The sequence below is a fragment of the Mesorhizobium sp. 43Arga genome, assembly GCF_053714255.1.
Map to the genome: position 1 here is coordinate 129,086 of NZ_JBSKBO010000002.1, position 14,385 is coordinate 143,470.

11 protein-coding genes and 1 pseudogene are annotated in these 14,385 nt (G+C 64.3%); 5 read left to right on the forward strand and 7 right to left on the reverse strand.

Translation table 11 applies throughout. The features are described 5' to 3' along the window. Nucleotides 1-36 precede the first annotated feature (36 nt). Complete coding sequence (locus ACWGS8_RS06985; RefSeq protein WP_454580238.1) at nt 37-1,332, reverse strand: DUF445 domain-containing protein; 1,296 nt, start codon at nt 1,330-1,332, stop codon at nt 37-39. A 311-nt stretch (nt 1,333-1,643) separates the two neighbouring features. Between ACWGS8_RS06985 and rirA the strand changes: the two genes are divergently transcribed. After that, nucleotides 1,644-2,105 (forward strand): iron-responsive transcriptional regulator RirA, encoded by a 462-nt coding sequence (gene rirA, locus ACWGS8_RS06990; protein ID WP_010909941.1) that lies wholly within the window; start codon nt 1,644-1,646, stop codon nt 2,103-2,105. Nucleotides 2,106-2,259: 154 nt separating this feature from the next. Here the strand turns inward: rirA and ACWGS8_RS06995 are convergent, their stop codons facing one another. From ACWGS8_RS06995 to hemP, 5 genes are read right to left on the reverse strand one after another with little or no spacing between them, the layout of a single operon-like run. Continuing rightward, a complete protein-coding gene (locus tag ACWGS8_RS06995) occupies nt 2,260-3,051 on the reverse strand; it encodes a heme ABC transporter ATP-binding protein (RefSeq protein ID WP_454580239.1) in 792 nt (263 codons plus the stop codon). A 39-nt stretch (nt 3,052-3,090) separates the two neighbouring features. After that, nucleotides 3,091-4,194 (reverse strand): FecCD family ABC transporter permease, encoded by a 1,104-nt coding sequence (locus ACWGS8_RS07000; protein ID WP_454580240.1) that lies wholly within the window; start codon nt 4,192-4,194, stop codon nt 3,091-3,093. An 11-nt stretch (nt 4,195-4,205) separates the two neighbouring features. Beyond that, nucleotides 4,206-5,108, reverse strand: coding sequence for a heme/hemin ABC transporter substrate-binding protein (locus tag ACWGS8_RS07005; RefSeq protein ID WP_454580241.1), 903 nt, complete (start codon nt 5,106-5,108; stop codon nt 4,206-4,208). Nucleotides 5,109-5,119: 11 nt separating this feature from the next. Beyond that, the gene (locus tag ACWGS8_RS07010; RefSeq protein ID WP_454580242.1) at nt 5,120-6,181 is read right to left on the reverse strand and encodes a hemin-degrading factor; all 1,062 of its coding nucleotides are present in this window, start codon (nt 6,179-6,181) and stop codon (nt 5,120-5,122) included. 20 nt (nt 6,182-6,201) lie between these two features. Continuing rightward, nucleotides 6,202-6,408, reverse strand: a complete 207-nt coding sequence (gene hemP / locus ACWGS8_RS07015; protein ID WP_454580243.1) for a hemin uptake protein HemP — start codon at nt 6,406-6,408, stop codon at nt 6,202-6,204. A 200-nt stretch (nt 6,409-6,608) separates the two neighbouring features. Here hemP and ACWGS8_RS07020 point away from each other — a divergent pair, with 200 nt between their 5' ends. The 4 genes and pseudogenes from ACWGS8_RS07020 to ACWGS8_RS07035 all read left to right on the forward strand — a co-directional run bounded on the left by ACWGS8_RS07020 (nt 6,609) and on the right by ACWGS8_RS07035 (nt 10,756). Then, a complete protein-coding gene (locus tag ACWGS8_RS07020; RefSeq protein WP_454580244.1) occupies nt 6,609-8,795 on the forward strand; it encodes a TonB-dependent hemoglobin/transferrin/lactoferrin family receptor in 2,187 nt (728 codons plus the stop codon). A 4-nt stretch (nt 8,796-8,799) separates the two neighbouring features. Then, nucleotides 8,800-9,242: pseudogene (locus ACWGS8_RS07025) on the forward strand (hypothetical protein). A 75-nt stretch (nt 9,243-9,317) separates the two neighbouring features. Beyond that, nucleotides 9,318-10,388 carry a TonB family protein gene (locus tag ACWGS8_RS07030; protein WP_454580245.1) on the forward strand — a complete coding sequence of 357 codons (1,071 nt, stop codon included), beginning with the start codon at nt 9,318-9,320 and terminating at the stop codon, nt 10,386-10,388. 53 nt (nt 10,389-10,441) lie between these two features. Beyond that, nucleotides 10,442-10,756 (forward strand): antibiotic biosynthesis monooxygenase family protein, encoded by a 315-nt coding sequence (locus ACWGS8_RS07035; protein ID WP_454580246.1) that lies wholly within the window; start codon nt 10,442-10,444, stop codon nt 10,754-10,756. A 12-nt stretch (nt 10,757-10,768) separates the two neighbouring features. Here the strand turns inward: ACWGS8_RS07035 and putA are convergent, their stop codons facing one another. Next, nucleotides 10,769-14,377, reverse strand: coding sequence for a bifunctional proline dehydrogenase/L-glutamate gamma-semialdehyde dehydrogenase PutA (gene putA, locus ACWGS8_RS07040; protein ID WP_454580247.1), 3,609 nt, complete (start codon nt 14,375-14,377; stop codon nt 10,769-10,771). Between the last annotated feature and the right edge of the window lie 8 nt (nt 14,378-14,385).

A 14,385-nucleotide genomic window follows, 5' to 3' on the forward strand; every position in this document is an offset into this window, starting at 1 on the left:
TCCATTTCGAACACAGGCCTGGCGACCCGATGCGCATCAATTGGCCGGGAGCAGTAGCTCGATCGTATAGAGCACGATACCCGCCAGCCCACCGATGATCATGCCGTTGAAGCGGATATATTGCAGATCCCGGCCGATGTTCATCTCGATCAGCCGCGTCAGTTGCGCCAGGTCCCAGCGCTTGACCTGGTCGGCGATGAATTTCGACACGCCGTTCTTCTGGCTCTCGACGAAGGAGGCCAGCGCCACGACGAACCCCTGGTTCATATCGGCCCGGATCTGTGGATCGCCGGCGAGATGGCGACCGACCTCGACGAACATGTTGGCGAGATGCGCGCGGATCACCGAATTCGGCGCCTTGGCGTCCTGCTCGATGAACAGGCTGAGGCTCTGCCACATGTCCCCGGCCAGCGCCCTGACTTCGGGGCGGGCGAGGAAATCATGCTTCATCTTCTCGGCACGCTTTGCGTATTGCTTGGATGTCCGTAGCCGCTCGACGAAGCCCTGCGCGAAACGGTCGAACTCAGCGCGCATCGGATGGTCGGGATCGGCGCGCACCTCGTCGAGCAAGGAGCCCGCCGAGGCGACGATCTTCTTCAGGAGATACGCGTCGGCGCGGAACAGGTTGAACAGCGACGGCAATTCCTCGCGGATCTTCTCGCGCATCGTCGCCAGCGCCTGTTCGTCGTTGAGGAAGCGGCCGACCACCTTGATGAACTCGTCGAACAGCTTTTGATGACGGCGGTCGTCGGTCAGCGCCGACAACAGTTCCGCTGCCAGCGGCGCCAGCGGCACTTTTTCGATCTGCTCGAGCATGCGGCTGGTGACGAAGCCGCGCAGGCCGGATTGCTCGACCGCTGCAAGCGTCTGCGGCACCAGCCGGACGACGAAACGCGACAGGCCGGCGGCCCGTTCGGCATCGGTCAGCCAGTCGGCGACGAGTGCCGCAAAATCGACCTCGGCGAGTTTTTCCCGCACCGGCTCCGGCGCCAGGAAATTGGCCTCGATGAAGCGGCCGAGATTGTCGGCGATGCGATTCTGGTTTTCCGGGATGATGGCGGTGTGCGGGATCGGCAGCCCGAGCGGCCGCCTGAACAGCGCCACCACCGCGTACCAGTCGGCAAGGCCGCCAATGGTCGCCGCCTCGGCGAAGGCGGCGACGAACCCCAGCCACGGATAGGTGATTTGGAACGACTTGGCCAAGGCAAACACCAGCACGCAAAGCGCCAGCGCGGCCGTGGCGATGAATTTGGTGCGGCGCAACGCCGAGAGCTTGACGGCCGCGTCGGCATCGAAACGGACAGGCGCCAGGGACGGAGCCGATTGTGACATGGATGAACTGCTCCTCGTCGATGTCTGGTCGACCTCATGCCGATCTCGGGGTCGATCTCGGCCCTATCTAGGGTTTCATCAGCCGGAATGCCCGTGGCGGCCAGTTTTCCCCGCGGCTTTCCGTGTCGCGCACATAAAGTTGACGAGAATATTCATCTATGATGCCCGGCTAGTCTGGAATTGTTCCAAGGTATAGGCCATATTCGGATCAAGGCCAGCGCGGCGAATCCGAAATTCCGGATCAGAGCGGCGCCGGCGAAGTTTGGGAATCTGGCGTGGTCACAGCCGCGCCGGTGCCTAGTGAGGACAAAATGCGGCTTACACGCCAGACCAATTATGCCATGCGGATCCTGATGTATTGCGCCGCTAACAATGACCGGCTGAGCCGCATTCCCGAAATCGCGACCGCCTATTCGGTGTCGGAACTGTTCCTGTTCAAGATCCTGCAGCCGCTGGTCGAGAACGGATTGGTCGAGACGGTGCGCGGCAGGAATGGCGGCGTCCGGCTTGGCCGCGCCGCCGAGGCGATCAGCCTTTTCGACGTCGTGCGGGTGACCGAGGAAAGCTTCGCCATGGCCGAATGCTTCGAGAACGATGCCGCTGAATGTCCGCTGGTCGACAGCTGCGCGCTGAATTCGGCGCTGCGCGAGGCCCTCAACGCCTTCTTCGCGGTGCTCGCCCGCTACACCATCGCCGATATGGTGGCGGCAAGGCCGAATGTGCGCAACCTGCTCGGCATCGACATGCTGGAGCGCCGCGCCCCGGCTGCCTGAGCAAGTCTCCCTGCATCTGGGTAGGTCTGTTGAGATTCAGGTCAGGCCGAGTCGAGAATGGCGGGTTCCGAGAACCGGAACGGAGCGTACTTTCGGGTACGTGAGTACCGGAAGCGCAGGAAACCGCCATTGGCAGGCCGGCCTCACCTGAATATTAACAGACCGTTGATTGCGGCAACACGAACGGCACATTGCCGGCCGGCAGCACGCCGACCCTGAGCCGGCAATCGAACACTTTTTCGATCAGATCATCGCTCAGCACATCCTGTGGCGAACCGGTGGCCGCGAGCCGACCACGATGCATGACGAAGATCCGATCGGCATACATGGCCGTCAGATTGAGGTCGTGCAGGATGGCGACCACCCCGCCGCCCCTTCTGGCGAAGTCACGGGCGATGTTCATGATGATCAGCTGGTGCTTGATGTCGAGGCTGGAAACCGGCTCGTCGAGAAACAGGTAGCGCGGCTTGCCGTCAAGCACCGGCGCCCAGACCTGACACAGCACGCGCGCGAGCTGGACGCGCTGCTGCTCGCCGCCCGAAAGCTCCTGATAGAAACGTCCGGCAAAACCGTCGAGGTCGACACGCGCCAGCGCCCGCTCCGGCAGCCGCGCATCCTCGCCCGGCAAGGCGCCCGAGCGCCCGCCGACAAGGCCAAGCTTGACCACCTCGCGCACCGTGAAGGGGAAGGACAGCGCCGTCGCCTGCGGCAGCACCGCGCGATGCACCGCCATCTCGGCCGGCTTCATCGACGAAAGATTTCGGCCGTTGAGCGCGACGCGCCCGGTATAGGCGAGCTCGCCCGACAAAGCCTTCAGGAAGGTCGTCTTGCCCGAACCGTTGGGACCCACGATGGCCGCCACTTCGCCAGGCCGCGCGTCGAAATCGACGCCGTCGACGATGCACTTGCCGGCGATATCGACGGAAACATCCCTTGCCTCGATCATCAAAGCCTCACAGGTCCCAACTCTTGCAGATCACGGGTCTTAGAGATCGACCACGCCGCGCTTGCGCAGCAGGATCCACAGGAAGAACGGCGCGCCCGCGATCGCGGTGACAATGCCGATCGGCAATTCGGCCGGCGCCACGGCGGTGCGCGCAACGGCATCGGCCAACAGCAGCAGCGACGCGCCGAGCAGCGCCGAGGCCGGCAGCAGATAGCGATTGTCCGGACCGATCAGCAGGCGCAGCAGATGCGGCACGACGATGCCGACGAAGCCGATGCCGCCACTGACCGCGACGGAGGCGCCGACCGCCGCCGAGACACCAACGATCGCCGTGTATTTCAGCCACTGCACCGGTATGCCGAGATGGCCGGCGGTCGCTTCGCCCAGCGCCAGCGCGTTGAGGCCGCGCGACAGGAAAGGCATCGCCGCCAGCGCCAGTATGATGATCGGCCCGGCGGTACCGATCTTTGCCCAGGTCGCGCCGCCCAGCGATCCGAGTGACCAGAATGTCAGGTCCCGCAGCTGGCGATCGTCGGCCATGAAGATGAGGATGCCTGTCAGCGCCATGGCAAGGGCTGCTAGCGCGATGCCGGCGAGCAGCATGGTGGCGACGGAGGTTTGGCCACGTCGCGTCGCGACCTGATAAAGCACCAAGGTAGAGGCAAGGCCACCGAAGAAGGCCGCCAGCGGCAGCGCAAGCGTGCCGAGCAAGGTCGTCACCGGCGCCAGCACCGTGGTGCCGAGCACGATGATGGCCACCGCGCCGAGGCTCGAGCCGGCGGAAACGCCGATCAGGCCGGGATCGGCCAGCGGATTGCGGAACAGCCCCTGCATGAGGGCGCCCGAGACCGCGAGCGCCGCGCCGACCAGCATGCCGAGGATGATGCGCGGCAAACGGATGTCGTAAATGATCAGACTGTCGCGGGCGCTCAGCGCCGCATCGCTCGGAATGCCCCCAAGCAGCCAGTCCCTGAGGATGTTGATGGCCGAAGCATCCGATGCCCCCGACGTGAGCGACAAAGATATGGCGGCCGCGAGCCCGAAGCACAGCAGCAGGATGACGATGCGGGCGCGGCCCGAGCGGTCACCTTCGGATGCATTCGCCATCACCTTCACCGGGCCGGCGATCGATTGATCGACCATGATCTACCCGCTCAGTCCGTGACCTGCGCGCCATAGAGCGAGACGGCGAGGTCGTGAATGGCATCGGCGGTGCGCGGTCCGAAGCCGAGCAGGTAGCCGCCATCGATGCGGATCAGCTTGCGCGTGGTTCCGGCCGGCGTCGAGGCGATCGACGGGGTGCCGAACACTTCGTCGTCCGGCACCGGCGGCCCGGCATTGCTCATCATCAGGATCACGTCAGGCCTGGCGGTGATGATCGCTTCGTCGGACATCTGCTTGTAGCCGGAGAAACCTTCGACGGCATTGAGCCCGCCGGCCAGCTTGACCATGCCATCGGCCGCGGTCTCGGCGCCGGCCGCCAGGATCTTGCCGCCCTGTATCGACAGCACGAACAGGACGCGCTTGCGCTGCTTGATCGAGGCCGTCTGTTTTTCGGCTGATGTCAGCTTGGCATCAAGTTCCTTGGCCAGCACCTCGGCCTTGGCATCGACGCCAAGCGCCTTGCCGACGATGCGGACCTTCTCCAAAATGCCTTCGTGGCTGTAATGCTCAGGCACCTCGATGAAGGGAATGCTGGTTTTCTTCAGCACGTCGACGGCCTCCTTGGGGCCGCTGCCGTGCAGCGCCAGGATGCCGGTCGGATTGACCGACAATACGCCTTCCGGCGACAGCGCGCGCATATAGCCGACATCGGGCAGATCGAGTGCCGCTCTCGGATAATTGCTGGTGGAATCGCGCGCCACCAGACGTTTCTCCTCGCCCAGCGCATACACGATTTCGGTGATCGAACCGCCTATGGCGCCGATCCTCGACGGATCGGAGAAGACCGAGACGCCCTCGGCAGCGCCGGCCGGCTGCAGCGCGGCAAGGGAAAGGCCGACGATCGGCGCAAGCATTGATAGGCGCATGGCCGGCAGGTTCGGGAAAAACCGCATCACACTGTTCCTCACGCTGCCGTCGGGCTCGGAATACGTGGCAGGTTCTCAGCCAGGAACCGCCAATCGTCGCGCTCGCTTTCGCCTTCATGGCGCTTGCCGAAGAATTGGATGATCATCTCGCCTTCGGCGCCAAAGACCTCGAGCGATGTGACATGGCCATCCTTGGTCGGTTTGCGCACCGCCCAGACTTCATCGATGTGGTCGGTGCGCAGGTGCAGGTGGAAGGTCTCGTCCAGAACATTGATCCACGGCCCCATCGGCTTGATCGACCCGACCGGGCCGGAATGGATCTGGATGCAGCCGCGGTTGCCGACAAAGCACATGATCGGCATCTCGCCTTCGGCGGCGTGGTGGAACATGGTGCGGACCGAGTCATTGTCGAGCAGCCAGGCATAGTCCGTTCCGACCATGCGCACCGCCTGGCGGCGGCTGAGCTTGAGCGTTTTCAGCATGCCGAAGAACTGGTGCACATCGGTCAGCCGGCTCCAGCGGTCGCGCAGATCGTCGGCGTTGGCGGTGGTTGCCCCGGCCTCGCTCCGATCGTCGGAGATTGACCCTGAAATATCGACCGTCGGTTCCTGGTTGGACGATTCCAGCGACGCGACCAGCTTCTGGTAGGCATAGAGGCTGGAGGCCGGACGCAGATGCACCTTGTGCACCGCCTCGCCCGCCGCGTCGAAGAACTGCAGGCTGCGGCGGATCTCGTCGCCGTCGCGCTTCTCCACCGCAAAGCCATGCGCCCAGATCTTCGGGAAGATGCGCAGGTCGATATTCTCGCCGAGCACCATGGCATTGTGGTTGCCGGTGACGACCTTGTCATAGACGCCGATCTTTTCGTGCACGGCGCTTTCGTTGCGGGTCAGCGCCATCACCTCGCCGACCGCCTCGAGACCGGTCAGGAGGTCGTTGACGCGCGGTTCGATGCGAACGACGCCGTCGCCGCAATGCGCGGCGACCAACTCGGCTTCCGAAATGCCAAGCTGGGCGGCCAGATCACGCTCGCGCGTTTTCGGATTTTCTGTCCGTGCCCGCCGGATTTGATGCGGGGCGGGCTTTACGCGCTGGTCCATGTCTTACCCCTGATGCCTTCTTACTTGTTGAGGATGAGCTTGCCCTGCCGGGTGATCTTCAGCCGGTAGAGCGCGCCATGATGCTCGATGCCGATCTCGTGCTCGCCTTGGAACAGCGTGTTGCTGGAGAGCGTTCGCACCGCCAGCGGGATCCGATCGAAGCGGCTGGAGGCATCGTCGGAACGGCGGATGCGATAGCGAAAATCGTTGGGATTGTGCGTGTTCATCTGGGTCGATCCCTTTCCTGTGCCGGGCATCTGGCTAGGCGTTGCGAAATTGCCGATTCATTTCTTGACTTGAATAATCATGTTTACTAGTCAGTGCAATACCGGAGTAAACGAGTCAACATTTAAGACGCCGGACACGATGAAAAATGCCAGCGAGCCCCGGGCCAGCCAGCACGAAACCTGGAATCTGGAGTTGGGGCATGGGGTTTTTGAACTGGGAATTGCGCGGCCGGTCGGCGGCGAACGGTATGGCGGCTTTGTTGGCGAGCGTGGCGGCGACCGCCCTGTCCGCACCATCGGCGCATGCCCAACAGGCAACGCAGCCGGCGGGCGAGCAGACGGATCAATCGAAGAAGGCTGACCACGAAAAAGCCGCCGCGGGCGCGACGCTGCTCGACAAGATTCTCGTCATCAGCCGCACCGGCGAAACGGCGATCGAATCGCTGGCCTCGGCCAGCCATGTCGACCAGGAGCAACTCGCCCGCCGCATGGCGACGACGCCGAACGAGATGCTGCTGGGTGTGCCCGGCGTCGCGACACAGGCCGACGCCAGGCGCGTCAGCACCAGCATCAACATACGCGGCCTGCAGGATTTCGGCCGCGTCGCGGTTATCGTCGATGGCGCACGCCAGGATTTCCAGCGTTCAGATCATGGCACCCAGTCGACCTTCTACGTCGACCCCGAGCTCGTCAAATCCGTCGATGTGATCCGCGGTCCTGTCGCCAACACCTACGGTTCGGGCGCCATCGGCGGCGTCGTCTTCTTCGACACCAAGGACGCCGCAGACTTCCTCAGGCCGGAGGAAACAAGGGGCGCTTCGGTAACCGGACGCTATGAGAGCAACGGCAAGGGCTGGACCACCAGCGCCACCGGCGCCTACCGTTTCAACCAGAACTGGGACGCGCTCGGCAACATCGTCTACCGCAACTACGGCAACTACAAGGATGGCGGCGGCAACACCGTCAACGGCACCGGCTTCGACGTGCTGAGCGGCCTGCTCAAGACCAGCATCCGTCCGTCCGAGAACAGCGAGTTGAAGCTGGGCTGGGTCGGGTCAAGCGACAGCTGGGACGAAACCAGTGGCACTGTGCCGGTCAACGATGTCGACCTGAAGTCGAACACCTTCACGGCCCGTTACAACATCACGGACGAAGACAAGAGCTGGCTCGATCTCCACATCAACACCTCCTACAACAAGACCAATCTCGACCTGACCAGCCTTGTTCCGCAAAAACGGTTTGATCCGGTCACAGGTCTTCCGGTGGTGCTGCCAGCAGGCTCGACGTCGACTTTCGATGTCGGCACCGCCGCAATCGACATCTGGAACACGTCGCGCTTCGAAACAGGCGGGATCGCCCACGAATTGACCTATGGCGGCGACTGGGTCGGCGACGATGTGAAGACGGGCGGCACGGCCGGCGGCGACAGTTTCTACACGCCTTCAGGCAAGCGCAACGTCTCCGGCGCCTATGTCCAGGACAAGCTCACCTGGGACTGGCTCGAGGTCATCGCCGGGCTGCGCTACGACAATTACAGCCTGAAGGACAGCACGCGCGAGACGTCGGGCGACCGGCTGTCGCCGCGCATCACCGTCGGCGTCTCGCCGTTCGAGAGCGCCGGCCTTGCAGGCCTGCAATTCTACGGCACCTACGCCGAAGGCTATCGGTCGCCGTCGCTGACGGAAACGCTGATCAGCGGCAACCACCCGGCCGGCGTCACCTTCCCGTTCTTGCCCAATCCCAATCTGCGGCCCGAGACCGGCAAGACGACGGAATTCGGCGTCAACTACAAGCAGAACGACATCTTCGAATCCGGCGACGCGCTTCGCGTCAAGGCGGCGTACTTCCACAACAATGTCGACGATTATATCGATGGCGTGACCCTGTCGCCGTTCGCTCCGGGCAGCGGCTGCCCGTTCGGGCCTGGCATTCCAATCTGCTTCCAGTATCAGAATTTCGCCCAGGCCAAGATCGACGGCTTTGAGCTGGAAGGCGTCTATGACGCCGGATGGGGCTATGCCGGGCTTTCGGCCTCGATCACCAATGGCCACACCACTTCCTACAAGGGTGTGGAAGCCGATCTCGCCACCATCCCCTCCTCGCAGGTCACCGCCCAGCTTGGGCTGCGCTTTCTCGAGGACAAGCTGACCGTCGGCGGCGAGGTTCAGTACAATGGCAAACCAAAGGGCAACGCGGTGGCCGAGGACTATACGCTGGTCAATGCCTTCGCCAGCTATCAGGCGACAGACAGTCTGAAGGTCGATTTCCGCGCCGACAATCTGTTCGACGTCAAATACGCCAACCCATTGAACGGCAGCACGACAGTCGCGGTCTATGAGCCGGGCATCACGCTGAAACTGGCGGCGACCATGCGGTTTGGAGGCTGATGGCATGACGGGCTTGACGACATCCCTTCGTCTGCTGACCTCGACGCTGGCGATGTCGCTTGCGATGGTTCCGCGCGGGCTGAAGGGTCCGCGCCGGCCCCCGCGCTGACCCTGGAGCTCAATGCCGCGCAGCCTTCCGACAAGGGCTGCCGGCTGACCTTCCTGGTCAACAACAATCTCGGCGCCGACCTCTCCAAGGCGGCGTTCGAGATCGCCCTGTTCAACGAGGCGGGTGTCGTCGACCGGCTGACCGTGCTCGACTTCAAGGACCTGCCGGCAGGCAAGACCAAGGTGACGCGCTTTGATCTCGCCGGCACCGATTGCACCAAAGTCAGCCGCGTGCTGATCAACAGCGCGACCGAGTGTGCAGGCGGCGGCGTCGAACCGGCCGCCTGCATGCGCAAGCTGAAGACGGACACCAAGACCGGCATCGTTTTCGGCGTCTGAGAACGGCTTTGGGACTGCACCCCCGCATTCACAGCAAATACCGTTGCCTGGCCGCTGGCCGGCCACGGATCGCTGATGCCTGGGGCAAACCATCTTGATTTGACTTTTGCCCGCTGGCCGCTGCAATTTCCCGCCCGCGACATGCAGGAAATCAGTCCCCTTCCCGACGCTGGCAGCGAGCTGGCGATAGTACCGGCCGAGCCGCTTGCAATCGCACGCCCGGCGGCCCGATGGCCCGTTGCCATTGTCGCCTCCGGCCTGCTTCACGCCACTGTCGCGGCATTCTTCCTGATCTCGCCTTCCGGCACATTCAATTCCAGGAATGCGGAGCAACCGGAAGGCAGCGATCACGCAGGCGACAAGGTGGCCGGCAGCGCGTTGGACAAGGACCCGGCGGCAATCAATGTCACGCTGGAGCCCAAACCGCAGCCGACCAAACCGGAGCCGGCGGTCAGACCAGTGCCGCCGACAAAAACTTCGCAGCCTGAACGGGAAGCTGCAAAGCAAGCTCCCCAACCCATCCCGGAAGCAGCCAAGCCGCCGCCCAAGCCTTTGCCGGAAGCTGTCAAACAGCCAGCGGCAACGCCGGACATACTGGTGGCGGCAACCCCACGCCCTGATAACCAGAGCGTGGCCGCCAGGACCGAAACACCGGCACAGCCAAGCGTCCAGGCCGAGAGCGCTGAGATGCCTGTCGCCGTTCCGGACCAACCGCCGATCCCCAGTGTCAGGCCAACTCCGGCGGCCGCTCCTGCGACAGCAAGCGAAGCATATGAGAACCGCGGCACAGCGGACGGCAAGGAAATCAAAGCGGCAATTGCGAGCAAAGGCCGAAAGCAAGCCGATACTGGGAACGCGACGGCGTCACGCTATAGCGGTGAAGTGGCCAGCAAGTTGGCCCGCGCCAATCGGCGCGTATCGAAAACCGCGCAAACGACAGCCCGCAACAATGCGTTGGTGGCATTTGTCGTGCTGGCTAATGGAAACATTGTCGATCTGCAGCTTGCCAAAAGCTCAGGCTCGGCCGAACTCGATCGATTCGCTCTGGACTTGGTGCAAAAACAGGCGCCGTTTCCTCCCATCCCTCCCGAAACCGGACTGATGAGTTGGCGGTTCAAAGCCCCAATCGGCCCCTTCGGGCCTTGATCGCTCGAGTAATCACCCTACGCCGACGCTCGCGAATAGCCGAAAGGAACCCCATGTACATCGCCATGAACCGCTTCAAGGTGCAGAACGGCTCGGAAGCCGATTTCGAGGCCGTGTGGAAGAACCGCGATTCCAGCCTTGCCGAGATGAAGGGTTTTCGGGAATTCCGTCTGCTGCGCGGCCCGGTCAACGAGACCGAAGGCTACACGCTGTTTGCCTCGCACACTGTGTGGGCAAGCCAGGAGGATTTCATCGCCTGGACCAGGTCGGAGAATTTCCGCGCCGCGCACAGGAATGTCGGCGCGACGAAAGTCCACTATCTCGGCCATCCGCAATTCGAGGGCTTTTCCGTCGTCGAGGGCGCCTAAGAATAGGCTGACCTAGGCGGCAGCAAGCAGGCTGGCGTTGCCGCCCGCGGCCGTCGTGTCGACGCAGACCGCGCGCTCATGCGCATAGGCGGCAGGGTTGAGCACCTCGCTGACCAGCGGCACGATCGGGCCGGTCCTGTCGGCGATGACCTTGCGCACGATACGTGCCGCCTCCGGCGTACCCGAAAAGGCGACGACATCGACGCGCAGCGCACGCGCCTCGACCGGATCAGGCCGGCCATCGATAGCGGCGAGCGGCAAGCCCTTGCCGGTCAGCGCCGACAATGCGGCCGGCGCGCCAGGCGCCACAGCCAGCACCGCATTGCCTGCGGCGAGCGCCTGGATGGTCTGGGCAAGCAGCGTGTCGGCGTCCGGCCCCAGGCACAGCACCCGCCCGCGCGGCGACAGCGACAGCGTGTTGGCTTCGCCCGTCGGTCCGGGCAGGTCGACCTGGCCGAAATCGATTGCAGCGGCGGCCCCGATGGCGGCCGCGCCCTTGCCGCGCAGATGCTTCCTCAGGATGGCGATCCGGTCCGGGCGCGTCGACCAGCCGCCGAGCGTGGGATCGGGCAGATTGTCGGCCAGTTCGGTCGCTGTCACCTTATGGCCCTCGCCAACTTCCGTGCCGGCTTCCGGCCCCTTGCGGAAGCGGCGCAGATAATGCGGGCCGCCGGCCTTAGGCCCGGTGCCGGAGAGCCCCTCGCCGCCGAACGGCTGCGAACCGACGACGGCGCCGATCTGGTTGCGGTTGACGTAGATATTGCCGGCATGGATGCCGTCGACGAAATGCTGGACGCGGCCCTCGATGCGGGTGTGCAGGCCGAAGGTCAGGCCATAGCCCTTGCGATTGATCGCCGCGATCACCGCGTCGATCTCGTCGGCGTCGAAGCTGGCGACATGCAGCACCGGCCCGAAGACTTCGCGGTCCATCTCCTCGATGCCCTTGACCCGGAAGACGTGCGGGGCGACGAAGCGCCCGTCCTTCGGCGCCTCGAGCTTGGCGATCAGCCGGCCCTCGAGCCCCTTCTTGGCGCAATAGTCACGGATCGAGGCCTGCGCCTCATCGTCGATGACCGGACCGACATCGGTCGAAATCTGCCAGGGATCACCGATGTGGAGCGCCTCCATGGCGCCCTTCAGCATCTCCAGCATCTTCTTCTCGACGTCCTTCTGCACGTAGAGCACGCGCAGCGCCGAACAGCGCTGGCCGGCACTCTGGAAGGCAGAGGCCAGGATATCGCGCACCGCCTGCTCGGGCAGCGCGGTGGAATCGACGATCATGGCGTTCAAACCGCCGGTCTCGGCGATCAGCATCGCGTCGGGTGCCGCGGTCTCGGCCAGCTGTTTCTCGATGAGCTTGGCGACCTCGGTCGAGCCGGTGAAGCAGACGCCGGCAATGCGCGGGTCGGCGGTCAGCGGCGCGCCCACCGACGGGCCATCGCCGGGCAGCAGCTGGATGATGTCTTCCGGGATGCCGGCCTCGCGCAGCAATTCGACGGCGCGGAAGGCGATCAGCGGCGTCTGCTCGGCCGGCTTGGCGATGACCGAATTGCCGGTGACAAGTGCCGCCGCGATCTGGCCGGTGAAGATGGCCAGCGGAAAATTCCACGGCGAAATACAGACGATCGCGCCGCGCGCCCGCGTGCCCGTCTCGGCGTTTGCCGCCTCGGCGGCGTAATAGCGCAGGAAGTCGACCGCCTCGCGCACCTCAGCAACGCCGTCGGCCAGCGACTTGCCGGCCTCGCGGGTGGCGAGCGCGAAGAACTCGACCGCGTTGGCCTCATAAAGGTCGGCGGCGCGGTTGAGGATGGCGGCGCGTTCGGCAACGGGGCGCTTTGCCCAGGCCGGCTGCGCTTCCACCGCGATGCGCACGGCAATCGCGACCTGTTTGGCAGCAGCCTCGTGAACTGTCCCGACCACTTCGTCGGGCTTGGCCGGATTGACGACCGGACGTGGCTTGCCATAGCCGGCGGCGCGCGTGATCGGCTTGGCATGCCAGAGGGCCGGCCCGGCGAACGCCGCCCTGGCCTTGTCGATGGCCGCCAACGTGACCGTGTCGGTGATGTCGAATCCCCTGGAATTGCGGCGGCCGGCGCCAAAAATCTGCGACGGCCTGGCAATCGCCGGATTGGCAGCGGGACCTTGGCTTTCCACCGTTTCCAGCGGATCGCGCGCGATGTCTTCCGGCTCGACATCCTCGTCGGTCAGTTGATGCACGAAGGAGGAGTTGGCGCCGTTCTCCAGCAGCCGGCGGACCAGATAGGCCAGCAGGTCGGAATGCGCGCCGACCGGCGCATAGATGCGGCAGCGGGTGCCTTCCGACTGGCGCACCGTCTCGTGCAGCGCCTCGCCCATGCCGTGGAGGCGCTGGAACTCGAAGGCGTCGCGATTGTCGGCCATCGACAGGATGGCGGCGACGGTGTGGGCGTTATGGGTGGCGAATTGTGGATAGATGCGGTCGGTCATGCCAAGCAGCTTCTTGGCGCAAGCCATGTAGGAGACGTCGGTATTGGCCTTGCGGGTGAAGACGGGATAGCCGGCAAGTCCGAGCGTTTGCGCCCGCTTGATCTCGGTGTCCCAATAGGCGCCCTTGACCAGCCGCACCATGATGGTGCGGTCGTATTTCTTCGCCAGCGTGTAGAGCCAGTCGATGGCGAAGGCCGCGCGTGGTCCATATGCTTGCACCACCACGCCAAAGCCGTTCCAGCCGGCAAGCTCCGGCTCGGCCAGCACGCGCTCGATGACGTCGAGCGACAGATCCAACCGGTCGGCCTCCTCGGCATCGATGTTGAGGCCCATGCGCGAATGTCTGGCCGCAAGCGCCAGCGACAACAGCCGCTCGGCCATGACCGGCAACATCTCTTCCTTCTGGGCCACCTCATAGCGCGGATGCAGCGCCGAAAGCTTGACCGAGATGCCGTGGTTTTGCCTGATGTCTGGACCGTTGGAGCCGGCATCGAGCGACGAAATCGCGTCGGCGTAGGCCTTATGGTAGCGCAGTGCGTCGGCCTCGGTGCGGGCTGCCTCGCCCAACATGTCGAAGGAATAGAGATAGCCCTTCTGCGTCATCGGCCGGCCGCGCTTGACGGCTTCCGCAATGGTGCGGCCGAGCACGAACTGTTCGCCCATCTCGCGCATGGCGGCGGCCACCGCCTTGCGGATGACAGGCTCGCCGAGCCGGCGCACCATCGAGCGCAGCGTGCCTTCGATGCCGCCCTCGCCCTCGTCGAGCACACGGCCGGTCAGCATCAGCGCCCAGGTCGAGGCATTGACGAAGATCGAGCTCGAGCCGCCGGAATGCGCGGACCAGTCATGCGGCGCGATCTTGTCGGCGATGAGATCGTCCATCGTCTCGGTGTCGGGCACGCGCAGAAGCGCCTCGGCCAGGCACATCAGCGCCACGCCTTCCTTGGTGGAAAGGCCGTAGGCGGAAAGGAAAACTTCCATCAGCCGGGGATCGGACGAGCCACGCACCGCCCGCACCAGATCGGCCGCTCGCGCCGAGATCGCGTCGCGATCCGCAGCCGAAAGCCCTGTCGCCTCGGCCAGCCGCTTCACGGCCTCGTCTTCGTCGGGCAGATAATTGGCGCGGATCTGCTGGCGGATGGTGTCGAGCGGCATGGCGGGTC

Coding starts and splice junctions, on each gene's coding strand:
- ACWGS8_RS07000 (WP_454580240.1), bottom strand. CDS start 4,194: ATGGTCGATCAATCGATCGCCGGCCCGGTGAAGGTGATGGCGAATGCA.
- ACWGS8_RS07005 (WP_454580241.1), bottom strand. CDS start 5,108: ATGCGGTTTTTCCCGAACCTGCCGGCCATGCGCCTATCAATGCTTGCG.
- hemP (WP_454580243.1), bottom strand. CDS start 6,408: ATGAACACGCACAATCCCAACGATTTTCGCTATCGCATCCGCCGTTCC.
- rirA (WP_010909941.1), top strand. CDS start 1,644: ATGCGGCTTACACGCCAGACCAATTATGCCATGCGGATCCTGATGTAT.
- ACWGS8_RS06985 (WP_454580238.1), bottom strand. CDS start 1,332: ATGTCACAATCGGCTCCGTCCCTGGCGCCTGTCCGTTTCGATGCCGAC.
- ACWGS8_RS06995 (WP_454580239.1), bottom strand. CDS start 3,051: ATGATCGAGGCAAGGGATGTTTCCGTCGATATCGCCGGCAAGTGCATC.
- ACWGS8_RS07020 (WP_454580244.1), top strand. CDS start 6,609: ATGGGGTTTTTGAACTGGGAATTGCGCGGCCGGTCGGCGGCGAACGGT.
- putA (WP_454580247.1), bottom strand. CDS start 14,377: ATGCCGCTCGACACCATCCGCCAGCAGATCCGCGCCAATTATCTGCCC.
- ACWGS8_RS07010 (WP_454580242.1), bottom strand. CDS start 6,181: ATGGACCAGCGCGTAAAGCCCGCCCCGCATCAAATCCGGCGGGCACGG.
- ACWGS8_RS07030 (WP_454580245.1), top strand. CDS start 9,318: ATGCCTGGGGCAAACCATCTTGATTTGACTTTTGCCCGCTGGCCGCTG.
- ACWGS8_RS07035 (WP_454580246.1), top strand. CDS start 10,442: ATGTACATCGCCATGAACCGCTTCAAGGTGCAGAACGGCTCGGAAGCC.